Below are 1,035 nucleotides of genomic sequence, written 5' to 3' on the forward strand. Positions count from 1 at the left end.
GCTCGCCCCCGGCGAGACCCGCCCCGGCCTCGATCCGGCGTTGCGCGCCGGGCGCGCGGCGGCGGCCGGGTTCGAGGCCTATCCCGACCGGGCCGCGATCGAGGACGGGGCGATCGCCGGGCGCACCCGCCCGCTGCTGTGGCTGCGCGACGCCGTCGACCTGTTCGTGCTGCAGGTGCAGGGCTCCGGCCGCGTCCGCCTGCCCGACGGGTCGGCGATCCGCGTGCTCTACGACGGCAAGAACGGCCGGCCCTACACCTCGATCGGCAAGCTGCTGGTGGCGGAGGGGCACCTCGCCCTGAACGACCTCAGCCTCGCCCGCTGGACCGCCTGGCTGCGCGCGCACCCGGACCACGCACGCCGGCTGATGCGGCTGAACGCGTCCTACATCTTCTTCCGCACCGAGCCGGTCACCGATCCCGCCCTGGGTCCGCCGGGCGCGGCCGGCGCGCCCCTCAGCCCCGGCCGCAGCCTGGCGGTGGACGGCACCCTCTGGCGCTACGGCCTGCCGTTCTGGCTGGAGGGCAGGCTGCCCGGCCAGCTCGGCAGCGGGCACCTCGTGGTCGCGGCCGATACCGGCTCGGCCATCCTCGGCCCGGCCCGCGGCGACCTCTACGTCGGCACCGGCGCGGCGGCCGGCGTCGCGGCCGGAGACCTGCACACCAAGCCCGGCTTCGTCGTGCTCCTGCCGAAGCCGGCCGCGCCATGAGGGGGTTCTGGTCTCCGACGCCATGGCTCCAATGCCATCGCTTTCCGCGACTCGCTGGAACCGGAACGGACGAACGAATGTCCGCATGTCGGCGTGTGGAAGCCGGAAGGATCCTGGGCGTCACGGCGCGGCTCCCTCTCCCATGGAAGAAGAGACCCGCGCTTCACCTCACGCGATCCGAGCGTCCGGCATGAGGCCGCCGCGCCGGCCGCGGGCGCTGTCCCGCGAGGATGCCCATCTCTGGGGCGAGATCGCCAAGCTGATCACGCCGCTGCGCGCCCGCGCGCCGCTGCGGAAGGCCAAGCCGGCTGCCGACGCCCCAGGGC

At 75.1% G+C, this 1,035-nt stretch carries 1 protein-coding gene and 1 pseudogene; both read left to right on the top strand.

Translation table 11 applies throughout. The features are described from left to right. On the top strand, positions 1-709 hold a 709-nt coding region (locus tag FV223_RS28385; protein WP_187276290.1), incomplete at its 5' end, for an MltA domain-containing protein. A 190-nt stretch (positions 710-899) separates the two neighbouring features. Beyond that, positions 900-1,035, top strand: a pseudogene (locus FV223_RS32235) (DNA mismatch repair protein MutS); the annotation flags it as partial.

The sequence above is a fragment of the Methylobacterium sp. WL116 genome, assembly GCF_008039455.1.
Lineage (GTDB): Bacteria > Pseudomonadota > Alphaproteobacteria > Rhizobiales > Beijerinckiaceae > Methylobacterium.